The 9,205-nt window shown below is 71.2% G+C and carries 11 protein-coding genes; 7 read left to right on the top strand and 4 right to left on the bottom strand.

Annotated elements, in window-relative coordinates:
- Positions 1–226: 226 nt before the first annotated feature.
- Positions 227–1,444, bottom strand: a complete 1,218-nt coding sequence (locus tag AB0H28_RS18950; RefSeq protein ID WP_358041412.1) for a PP2C family protein-serine/threonine phosphatase — start codon at positions 1,442–1,444, stop codon at positions 227–229.
- Positions 1,445–1,771: 327 nt separating this feature from the next.
- Here AB0H28_RS18950 and AB0H28_RS18945 point away from each other — a divergent pair, with 327 nt between their 5' ends.
- Complete coding sequence (locus AB0H28_RS18945; protein ID WP_358041408.1) at positions 1,772–2,182, top strand: hypothetical protein; 411 nt, start codon at positions 1,772–1,774, stop codon at positions 2,180–2,182.
- 350 nt (positions 2,183–2,532) lie between these two features.
- Positions 2,533–3,246, top strand: coding sequence for a site-specific integrase (locus AB0H28_RS18940; RefSeq protein ID WP_358041405.1), 714 nt, complete (start codon positions 2,533–2,535; stop codon positions 3,244–3,246).
- Positions 3,247–3,427: 181 nt separating this feature from the next.
- Here AB0H28_RS18940 and AB0H28_RS18935 read toward each other — a convergent pair whose 3' ends face one another.
- The gene (locus AB0H28_RS18935) at positions 3,428–3,835 is read right to left on the bottom strand and encodes an ArsI/CadI family heavy metal resistance metalloenzyme (RefSeq protein WP_358041402.1); all 408 of its coding nucleotides are present in this window, start codon (positions 3,833–3,835) and stop codon (positions 3,428–3,430) included.
- Between the two features lie 76 nt (positions 3,836–3,911).
- Between AB0H28_RS18935 and AB0H28_RS18930 the strand changes: the two genes are divergently transcribed.
- The 4 genes from AB0H28_RS18930 to AB0H28_RS18915 all read left to right on the top strand — a co-directional run bounded on the left by AB0H28_RS18930 (position 3,912) and on the right by AB0H28_RS18915 (position 6,535).
- On the top strand, positions 3,912–4,277 hold the full coding sequence (locus AB0H28_RS18930; RefSeq protein ID WP_358041399.1) for a metalloregulator ArsR/SmtB family transcription factor: 366 nt from the start codon (positions 3,912–3,914) through the stop codon (positions 4,275–4,277).
- The gene (locus AB0H28_RS18925; protein WP_358041396.1) at positions 4,274–5,014 is read left to right on the top strand and encodes an MIP/aquaporin family protein; all 741 of its coding nucleotides are present in this window, start codon (positions 4,274–4,276) and stop codon (positions 5,012–5,014) included. Before AB0H28_RS18930 ends, AB0H28_RS18925 begins: the two co-directional genes overlap by 4 nt.
- Positions 5,011–5,409 carry an arsenate reductase ArsC gene (locus tag AB0H28_RS18920; RefSeq protein ID WP_358041393.1) on the top strand — a complete coding sequence of 133 codons (399 nt, stop codon included), beginning with the start codon at positions 5,011–5,013 and terminating at the stop codon, positions 5,407–5,409. Before AB0H28_RS18925 ends, AB0H28_RS18920 begins: the two co-directional genes overlap by 4 nt.
- Positions 5,410–6,019: 610 nt before the next feature.
- Positions 6,020–6,535 carry an SRPBCC family protein gene (locus AB0H28_RS18915; RefSeq protein ID WP_358041390.1) on the top strand — a complete coding sequence of 172 codons (516 nt, stop codon included), beginning with the start codon at positions 6,020–6,022 and terminating at the stop codon, positions 6,533–6,535.
- 29 nt (positions 6,536–6,564) lie between these two features.
- Here AB0H28_RS18915 and AB0H28_RS18910 read toward each other — a convergent pair whose 3' ends face one another.
- Together AB0H28_RS18910 and AB0H28_RS18905 are read right to left on the bottom strand one after the other, a co-directional pair.
- Positions 6,565–7,269: a DUF2786 domain-containing protein gene (locus tag AB0H28_RS18910; RefSeq protein WP_358041387.1), complete on the bottom strand. Its 705-nt coding sequence runs from the start codon at positions 7,267–7,269 to the stop codon at positions 6,565–6,567.
- 33 nt (positions 7,270–7,302) lie between these two features.
- A complete protein-coding gene (locus AB0H28_RS18905) occupies positions 7,303–7,692 on the bottom strand; it encodes a hypothetical protein (protein WP_358041384.1) in 390 nt (129 codons plus the stop codon).
- 167 nt (positions 7,693–7,859) lie between these two features.
- Here AB0H28_RS18905 and AB0H28_RS18900 point away from each other — a divergent pair, with 167 nt between their 5' ends.
- Positions 7,860–9,194, top strand: coding sequence for an ABC transporter substrate-binding protein (locus AB0H28_RS18900; RefSeq protein WP_358041381.1), 1,335 nt, complete (start codon positions 7,860–7,862; stop codon positions 9,192–9,194).
- Positions 9,195–9,205: the final 11 nt, after the last annotated feature.

Here is a 9,205-nt window from a genome sequence, read left to right as displayed (position 1 = left end):
CCTCATGCCGGAAGCCTATGAGAAAGGCGGCCCCCCGGTCGCGTTGAGCACGACCGCTGGGTTCGTGCTCTCCTTCGTCCTCGCCACGCTGTGAGAAACGCCAGCGCAGGCAGCGGCGTTGTCGCCGCACGTCGACCGGGCGGAGCGGCCCGATGCCGATTGCGGAGATCGGCGGCGGCGTCGCCGCGTTGCTACTGCGTCGCCATGCCGGAGCTTGCCGGTTCGGTCAATGGCGGCCTGCGGGATGCGGCAGCGTCGATGCGGCGCGTGAGCCGAGCCAGTGCAGGAGCAGGACGGTGGCGTCGTCTTGGAGGCGGTCGTCCTGATGGTCGAGGATGGCGTGCACGAGTCGGCGGACGGTCTCGGCGGCGGGCAGGTGATCAGCGAGGGCGCGCTGGGCGAAGTCGGTGAGCCGGTCGAGGCCGAAGGTGGTGCCGTCACGGTCGCGGGCTTCGGTGATGCCGTCGGTGTAAAGCAGGACGTGGTCGCCGGGTTCGAGGGCTTCCTGGATGATGACCGGAGGGCGGCGGTCACCGAGTGTGACCGGCAGTGCGGTGGGTGTGGGCAGGACGGTGACCACGCGTCCACGGCGTAGCACGATGCCGCTGGGATGCCCGGCGGAGATGACCTGCAGGATGCCGGTGTTCTGGTCGAGTTCGGCGAGTACAGCCGTGATCATGCCGGTGCGGTCGTGGGTGCGGATCGCGTCGTCGAGGTGATGGTAGGTGGCGGTGAGGTCCATGCCGGCGCGGCGGGCGTTGCGGTATGCGGCGATGGCGATGGAGGCGAGGACGACGGCGCGCATGCCACCGGCGGAGCCGTGGCCGACGGCGTCGAAGAGGGCGAGGTGGGCGGTGTCGCCGTTGACGGCGTAGTCGAAGGCATCGCCGCCGACGTCATAGCAGGGCTCCAGGATGCCGGCGATGACGGTGCGGCTGGTGGCGAAGGTCAGCGGCGGGAGTTGAGCGCGGAGCATCTCGGCGGCCAGGCGCATGGGTTCGCGGCGGCGCAGTCGTTCGATGGTGTCGCTGTAGAGGTCGCCGGTGACGACGAGTTCCCCAATGAGAGCTGCGACTGTGGCGCAGTCGGCGACAGCCTGGTCGCTCAGCGGCTCGTCGGCGATGACCTGCACGACGCCCATGCGTTCACTGCCGTCGAGCAGCGGCACCCACAGCACGTGCTGGCCGTCCTGTTGACCGCGAACGGGGGACAGGGTGCTGAAGGCCCGCCCGGCGAGGCTGCCGTCGATCGGCAGCGGCGGGGCGGCAGGTGAGCGGTCGTTGGGCAGGGGTGCTAGTGCGCGCTGTTGGTGGTCAACGACGTAGATGATCAGAGCGGCGGCGTCGAGCAACGCGGCGGCTTGCATGGCCATGTCCGCGAGATCCTCGGGTCGGGCCCGGTAACCCTGGCGGATCAACTGCCGTACCGCCTCCAGAGCACTCACCGCAACCCCATCCCTGCGGGTGACGCGACGACCTACCCGCGCGATGATTGAATCAGACGTCTACGACGCGACGCCGGGGGCGGACACATACTGTGACCTGGCGTAATCGCGGCAGCCTCTCCGAGGGCGCCAACGAGCTGACAGCAGCTTGATCGGAGGTGACTAGTGGGAACGAATGCTTGCGGACGGATGAACCCCAGATCGCCTTGCCGTTGCGCCGCGTGCGCACATCCCAGCGTCCGAAGACCCCTCGACGAGCGAACAGTTGCGACGCAGCCGTTGAAGCAATGATGGAAGAGTGGGAAGAGAACGTCCGGAGGTGGAGAGATGCCTGACCTGCGAGAGCGGTTGAAGGCTGGCGCAGCTCTGGGGCGCTTCGTCGGCACCGTCAAAGGCCGCCAGTACATGCGGGAGAACGGCTACCGCCCCGACTGGAAGATCGTTGTCGCGCTGCCCGACGACCCAATCCGCGACGTGCTCGACCGAGCGCAGGTCTACCAACCGCCGGTCGTCTTGGCTGTCTGGTTCGAAGACAAGGGCCGCTTTGGGTTCTGCAACGTCGTGCCTAACAAAGAGGTGACCCCCGGGAGCGGTGACCAGTTCGGCGGTACCGCCACAGTAGGGATGCTCCTAGCTCTGCTGGACGAGCAGACCAAGGGCGAACTCAGCTTTGGCTTGAAGGATTGGTCCGGGTTTGGAGCACGGGGCTTCAGCCCCTCGCTGCTCAACGCCGTATAGATCCCCAGCCCCCTGCTTACTGCCATCCCGTCTGCCGCCGACCCACACACCGTGGAGCGGACCAGGGCTAGGGTGACAAGGTGGAGCGCCCTACCGGACGAACGACCTTGTCGCCCTGGCCCTGGTCTGCTCGGCTTCGCCTGGGTCGGTGGCTGGCGGGATGGCATCCCACCACCCACGAACCGGAACCGTTCGGCAACTCCATCTCGGAGTCGTCTGGCCCCCGCCGGAGGCATGCCCTTCATTGGCCGGCGCGCCGGCCGATGCCGGCGCTTGCGCCGCCAGCAGGCCGAGCGCGGCCGGCGCGGCCCGCTTGCGGACCGCCCTCTCAGTCGTACCGGTTCCTGCGCATGGTGATGAACACCGCCGTTCGTGAGGGCATCATCGCTCGGAACCCGTGCCAGATCCCGGGTGCTGGCACTGTCCGGGCCGCTGAGCGTCCAGTCGCTACGCCGGCTCAGGTCGTCGCCCTGGTCGACGCCATCACCCCGCGATACCGCACGGCGGTTCTGATCGCGGCGTGGTGTGGCCTGCGGCGTGGGGAGATTGCGGGTCTGCGCGTCTCGGACGTTGATCTGGTCGAGCACACCATCACGGTCCGGAAGGCAAGGGTTGAGCCGCTGCACGACCGAGGGAAGGCGTTCGACAAGGACCCCAAGTCGGAGGCGGGGAAACGCACGATTGCCATCCCGCCGCACGTCGTGCCGGTGATCCGTCTGCACCTGGATGAATACGCGGGCAAAGATCGGCTGTTCGTCAGCCGCGACGGGTCGCCACTACGGGGGGACAGCCTGTATCAGGCGTTCGTCCGGGCACGGAAGAAGGTGGGTCTGGATGACCTGACCTTTCACGACCTACGGCACACGGGTCAGACCCTCGCCGCGCAGACCGGCGCGACCCTGGCTGACCTGATGAAGCGGCTGGGTCATTCGTCCATGGCGGCTGCTCGTCGGTACCTGCACGCCGTTGACGGGCGTGACCGGGAGATCGCCAACGCCCTGTCCGAGCTGGCCGCGCACGGAGATGTCGCACGGCTGCCCCGGCACATCACGATGCGGAGCTAATCGCACGTGCCATCGCACGACGGGTTGCGGCGGCTGTCTGACCTGCGGAAATGCGGGTGCCTGAAAATCGGAAGGTCGGCGGTTCGACCCCGCCCCTGGCCACATAGCCTTTCGCCGGGCTACAGAGATCCCCACCAGCCGAAACGCCGGTGGGGATCTTGCTGTAGGCGCCGGTCGACGCTCAGGCGCAGCAGGTCCCCTCTGTGGCCTTCTCCAGGTGCGGCGAGTCGGCCTTCACCGTGTAGATCTCCCAAGGCTCGTCTCCGGGTCCGCGCACCCAGACCTTGTCCTGCAGGGCATAGCAGCACTCGGTGTCGTTCTCCGCCAGGGTGATCAGACCGGCGCCGGTGAGGCGGTCGGTGGCGCCAGCGACCTCGTCGGTGCTGGGGACCTCCACGCCGAGGTGGTCCAGGACGGTGGGCCGGTCGGCCTCGCCTTCGAGGAGCACGAGCTTCAGCGGCGGGTTCTCCACCGCGAAGTTGGCGTAGCCGGGGCGGCGTTTGGCCGGCTCGACGCCGAACAGCTTGGCGTAGAAGGCCACGGAGCCTTCGAGGTCGGACACGCGCAGGGCGAGTTGGACGCGGGACATCCCGTCTCCTTGTCTAGATGCTCTTCGAAGCAACCTCGACCTTGCCGCCTGTTTAGAAATCTGTCAACCTAGAGGAATGTCGAAACAAGTGCTGCCGATCGTGGATCTCGACACGGTCGCCTGCTGCCCGCCGATCGCTGCCCACCCGATGGACGCGGAGCAGGCCGTCGCGGTGGCCCCGATGTTCAAGGCCCTCGGCGACCCGGTCCGGCTGCGGCTGATGTCGATGATCGCCTCGGTGCCGGAGATCTGCGTGTGCGATCTCACCCCGGCCTTCGACCTGTCCGGGCCGACCGTCTCGCACCACCTCAGGGTGCTGCGCGACGCCGGCCTGGTCGACTCCCAGCGACGCGGCACCTGGGTCTGGTACCGGGCGCGCCCCGAGGCGTTCCGCCGACTCGGTGACCTGCTGGAGATCGGTGCCGGCGGCGGCGTCTCGTGACCCTCGCCCTGCCTCGACGGGCCGCCGCGGAGTTCACCGGCACCGCGCTGCTGGTCACCGCCGTCGTCGGCTCCGGCATCGCCGCCACGACGCTCTCCCCGACCGACGTCGGGCTCCAACTGCTGGAGAACGCGTTCGCCACCGCGCTCGCGCTGGGCGCGCTGATCCTGACCTTCGGTCCGGTGTCCGGCGCGCACCTCAACCCGGTCGTCTCCGCGGTCGACTGGTGGCTCGGCCGCCGGGCCGGCACCGGCCTCGGCACGCGGGAACTGGCCGCGTACGTCATCGCCCAGGTCGCCGGCGCGGTCGCCGGCACCGTGCTGGCCCACCTGATGTTCGACCGGCCCGCCGTGACGTGGTCGGGCACCGGCCGCAGCGCGGGCCACCTGTGGTTGGCCGAGGTGGTCGCCACCGCCGGCCTGGTCATCCTGGTCTTCGCGCTCGCCCGCTCCGGCCGCACGTCCGCCGCACCGGCCGCCGTGGGCGCCTGGATCGGGGCCGCCTACTGGTTCACCTCGTCGACCTCGTTCGCGAATCCCGCGGTCACCGTCGGCCGGGCCTTCACCGACACGTTCGCCGGCATCGCCCCGGCCTCGGTGCCCGGCTTCGTCGCCGCCCAACTCGTCGGCGGCCTGGTCGCCGTCGCCGCCCTCGCCATCTGGTACCCGCACGCCGCCGACTCGGCCGACGACGTCGTCGTTCCGCAGCGCCTCACCCCGGAGGTCGAAGCTCGATGAGCAAATCCAGCGTCCTGTTCGTCTGCGTCCACAACGCCGGCCGCTCCCAGATGGCCGCCGCCTGGCTCCGCCACCTCGCCGGCGACCGCGTCGAGGTCCGCTCGGCCGGCAGCGAGCCCGCCGAGGGGATCAACCCGGTCGCGGTCGCGGCCATGCGCGAGGTCGGCATCGACATCACCGACCAGGCTCCCGCGCGACTCACCTGGGACGCGGCCGAGGCCAGCGATGTCATCGTCACCATGGGCTGCGGCGACGCCTGCCCGGTCTTCCCCGGGAAGAGGTACGAGGACTGGCCGCTCACCGATCCCGCGGGTCAGCCGATCGACGTGGTCAGGCAGGTGCGCGACGAGATCCGGCAGCGCGTCGTCGAGCTGGTGGCCCAGCTCCCCGGCTGACCGGTCAAGTGACGGCCGTGCCCTGCACCCCGAACAGCACCTGACGAGCCACGCCCGGCCTGCCCGGCCAACTGCGATGCCCCGGCCGCGGAAGACGGAGCGGCCCACCAGACCTGCCGCCATCGGCGGACCCAGACCCACCGCCCGACCCAGCGGCACCGCCCGACCCAGCGGCACCGCCCGACCCGGCGTCACCGCCGGGCGCACCACCGGTGGGACCGGAACCGGCCGACCGCTCCCTCCCGGACGACTCGCGCGCGTCCGGCTCGGCGGGTGCGGACTGCCCGGCCACCTCCGGCACGGCCCGGTCGACCACCACACCGGCGTCGGCGGTCCGGTGCACGGCCGGCCCGGCGACCTGCCCGGCCACCCGGCGCACGTCGTCGACCGTCACCCCGACCGACCGGGCCAGCGCGTCGATCAGCTCGGGATTGCGGTCGATGGTGGTCAGCGCCCGGTCCAGGATCCCGCTTACCGGTGGGGCATCCGCCGGCCCTGGGCGCCCGCCGGTGACGGCTGCTGGGACTGTCGGGAACCGGGGATCCCGGTGTCCGGAAGCGGGCGGATGCAAAGCTGCACAGCGAGACATCAGCCGGTATGGTCCGGGCTTATGGGACAGGAGATGGCCGATCAGGATGAGGTCCGGCAGGAGTCCGACCGTTTCTCCCTCCGCAGCAGCCTCCTCGCCCCGGTTTCCGGCGAGCAGGCGTACGCGGTCTTCACGAATGCGCTGGCCGACTGGTGGGTCCGCGAATACACCTGGTCCGGGCCGGAGGCGCTGGCCGGGATCGGCATCGAGCCACGCGCCGGCGGCATGCTCTACGAGATCGGTCCGTACGGGTTCCGCAACGACTGGGGCCGCGTGCTGATCTGGGATCCGCCCCGGCGGTTGGTGTTCACCTGGCAGATCGGGCCGGACCGGGTGCCGGTGCCGGATCCGGCCCGGGCCAGCGAGGTGGAGGTGCTCTTCCACCCCGAGGGTCCGGGGTCGACCCGGGTGGATGTCGAACACCGCTACTTCGACCGGCACGGCACCGCCGCCGAGGGCTACCGCGAGGCACTGACCGCCGGCTGGCACGAGCTGCTCTGCCGCTATCTGGCGACGGTCACCCGCACCGCCGACTGACCGCACCGCCGGCGGGCGCGCCCGTCGGGTCAGCCGGAGATGCCCCGGCTCGACGGCGTACCGCTCAGACCGGGGTCGCCGAGGTCGGCGCGACGGCCGGCGGCGGCGCCCGGGCCGAAGCCCCCGCCGGCGAGCCGGCGGCGCGGGGCGGTGCGCAGTCGCGGGTACACCTCGGCCAGCCGGCGCTGGACGCGGTCGGAACGGTCGGCCAGCACCAGCGCCACCGACGGCACGCCGGCCGCGGCGACCGCGCCGGCCTCGGCGGCGCGCAGCCGCTCGGCGACCACCTGGGCGAAGCCGGCCAGCCAGGTACGCCGGAACGCGGCCGGATGCTCCCCGACCGGTACGGCCGCCCCGGCCAACCCGTGCGCGGCCTGCACCAGCAGCGAGGTGAACAGCAGCTCGACCCGTTCCAGGTCGCTGGCGAAGCCGAACAGGTGCATCGCGAAGCCGTTGCCCTGGCGGCGGCGTACGCAACGGCAGCGCAGCGGGTCCGCGACGGCGGCGAGCAGGCCGGCCTTGTCCCGGGCGTACGGGGCGATCACCTCGACCACCCGGTCACCGACCGGGTCGGCGGCCGGCTCGCGGGCGGCGAGCAGCGCCCGGTCGACGCCGTAACGGGCGATCAACTCGGTGGCCTTGGCCATGAAGGTGGCCGACTCGGCGGGCGTGCAGGCCGGATCCTCGGCCTGGGCGAGCAGCTTGCGTACCTTGCTGAGCATCGCCTCGGACATCCGTCAGGGGTATCACAGCGCGGCGCGCGGGTGTCAGCCCTCCCGGCTGCGCAGGGTGGCGATTGTCGAGCCGGCGAGCGTGAGCAGGCAGTCGGGCAGCAACCCGTCGGCGGCCGCCGCGCCGAACAGCGCCTCGCCGGTGTCGGCGTCGTCGTTGGCGTACGCGCTGACGAAGCGGGCCACCCAGCGGGTGTCGTAGTCGGCCTGGTCGATGCCGGGGAAGTCGAGCGCGGCAGCGCCGGCGGGCGCGTCGTCGCCGAGCATGGTGGCGGCCAGGCACCACGCCACCCCGTACGCCCCGGCCAACCCGGAACGGTCGACGACCGCGTCGAAGGCGCCGACGACGCCGGCGCCGTCACCGGCCAACGCCGAACGGAGCACGGCGGTCGCGTCGTCAAGCGTCTGCTGTGCGTCGTCGTTCACCTGCGGAACTGTAACGGCGAGCGTCAAGCGGTGACCCGCCGCCGGGTCGACGATCACCCGGAGTGACGCCCTTCGGTCGGCGTCCCGACGGAGCCAGGTCCACGGTCCCGTGGGCGGCGCGGGCACGCTAATGTGCGCAGCGGACCTTCGCCGGAGGAAGGACGACCATGCTTGGAAATCGCACGTCGCGCGCGGCCCTGTCCACGGCCTGCGCGGCGCTCCTGCTCGCTACCAGCGCCTGCGGGAGCGACGAGCCGAACGAGGCGGGCCCCACCCAGGTCCGCCTCTACGGCACCGACGGCAACATGCAGAATTCCTTCGCCGCGGAACTCAAGGACCGAGCGAATCTCCTCAACGGCATGAAGGGCACCACCCCGCTCACGCCGCTGCCGGAGAGCTTCAAGGAACGGCTACGCAGCGTCAATCCGAAGCTGACCGACTTCCTCTACTCCGCCGAGTCGTACGACGCCGTGGTGATCAGTGCGTTGGCGACCCAGCTCGCCGGGACCACCGCGCCGCGCGAGATCGCCCAGCAGATCGTCGGGGTGACCACCGGCGGCGATCGCTGCGACGAGGTGGCGGCCTGCCTTCAGCTCGCCCGCGCCGGCCGGGACCTGCAGTACCGGGGCGTGTCGCTGACCCGGGCCGGGTTCACCGACGCCGGGGAGCCGGCGACCGCGAGCTACGGCACCCTGCACTTCGACAACCAGCAGCTCGACGACGGCAAGACCGAGTTCGTCGGCGCGGGCGAGGAGTCGGGCGCCAGCACCAAGGCCCCGCCGCGTGGTCGCAAGGCCCGCGGGAAGGCCAAGGACGCGCCGCTGGTGATCGGCGGCCTGCTGCCGAAGACCGGTGACCTGGCGTTGGCGTACCCGCCGATGGCCGCCGCGGTCACGCTCGCGATCAACGAGGTCAACGCCGCCGGCGGGGTGCTCGGCGAGCCGGTGACGTGGATCGAGGGCGACGACGGCACCAACCCGGCGGTGGCCAAGGCGACAGTGGCCGCCCACGTCAGCCAGGGTGTCTCGATCATCATCGGCGCGGGCGCGTCCGGCATCTCCCGGGCCGTGCTGCCGGACGTGGTCGCCGCCGGGCGGATCCTCTTCTCTCCGTCGAACACCGACGCGGGGCTGAGCACGGTGGACGACAAGGGGCTCTACTTCCGCACCGCCCCGCCGGACAGCCTCCAGGGCCGCGCGCTGGCGGACGTGATCCTGCGGGACGGCCCCCGCAAGATCGTGCTGCTGGCCCGTAAGGACTCCTACGGCGAGGGCCTGCAGGAGAACGTCCGGGCGGAGCTGGAGCAGGCCGGGGTCGGCGCGGACCGGCTCAAGCTGCTCACCTACGCACCGCCGACCGACCCGAAGACGCCCGTCGACTTCTCCGGCATCGCCCAGGAGATCAAGAACTTCGGCCCGGAGGCGGTGCTGATCATCGGCTTCGGTGAGTCGGCGGGGGCGATCACCGCGCTGGCCGACGCCGGGGTGCAGATCAGGGACTGAGCCGCCAGGCG

The sequence above is a fragment of the Micromonospora sp. NPDC050980 genome (assembly GCF_040653835.1).
Lineage (GTDB): Bacteria > Actinomycetota > Actinomycetes > Mycobacteriales > Micromonosporaceae > Micromonospora.
The sequence above is the reverse complement of the archived record's forward strand: the minus strand, read 5'-3'. Positions and strand labels throughout refer to the sequence as shown.

Coding starts and splice junctions, on each gene's coding strand:
- AB0H28_RS18920 (WP_358041393.1), top strand. CDS start 5,011: ATGAGCAAATCCAGCGTCCTGTTCGTCTGCGTCCACAACGCCGGCCGC.
- AB0H28_RS18900 (WP_358041381.1), top strand. CDS start 7,860: ATGCTTGGAAATCGCACGTCGCGCGCGGCCCTGTCCACGGCCTGCGCG.
- AB0H28_RS18910 (WP_358041387.1), bottom strand. CDS start 7,269: ATGTCCGAGGCGATGCTCAGCAAGGTACGCAAGCTGCTCGCCCAGGCC.
- AB0H28_RS18935 (WP_358041402.1), bottom strand. CDS start 3,835: ATGTCCCGCGTCCAACTCGCCCTGCGCGTGTCCGACCTCGAAGGCTCC.
- AB0H28_RS18945 (WP_358041408.1), top strand. CDS start 1,772: ATGCCTGACCTGCGAGAGCGGTTGAAGGCTGGCGCAGCTCTGGGGCGC.
- AB0H28_RS18940 (WP_358041405.1), top strand. CDS start 2,533: ATGGTGATGAACACCGCCGTTCGTGAGGGCATCATCGCTCGGAACCCG.
- AB0H28_RS18930 (WP_358041399.1), top strand. CDS start 3,912: ATGTCGAAACAAGTGCTGCCGATCGTGGATCTCGACACGGTCGCCTGC.
- AB0H28_RS18915 (WP_358041390.1), top strand. CDS start 6,020: ATGGGACAGGAGATGGCCGATCAGGATGAGGTCCGGCAGGAGTCCGAC.